This is a genomic window from Pontibacter sp. JAM-7 (assembly GCF_048548695.2).
Classification (GTDB): Bacteria; Pseudomonadota; Gammaproteobacteria; order Pseudomonadales; family Balneatricaceae; genus Neptuniibacter.
The window spans coordinates 1-232 of the sequence record NZ_JBLYIF020000095.1; the positions used below are offsets into that span (position 1 = coordinate 1).

The 232-nt window shown below is 55.6% G+C and carries 1 protein-coding gene; it reads left to right on the plus strand.

Annotated elements, in window-relative coordinates; translation table 11 throughout:
* A partial coding sequence (locus ACFVYJ_RS13970; RefSeq protein WP_463255487.1) for a hypothetical protein occupies positions 1 to 232 on the plus strand: 232 nt, incomplete at both ends.

Consider the following 232-nt stretch of genomic DNA (forward strand, 5'->3'; position numbering starts at 1 on the left):
ACAACGCAGCCTTGATCTGCCAGCAGGTACCGCTGCTCGCGGTGAAGGCTCTCGCCAGATCCGCAGCATTAATCAGCAGCGCGATGCCGAAGGGTTTCGCCAACTCCCCGTTTATACCGACGGTCAGGGCCGGCTAATCCGGCTGGGTGATATTGCGGATATTCTTCTCAAGGAAAAAGACAACCAGGTAACCCTAAGCTATCAGGATGCACCGGCAGTGATGGTTCGCTTA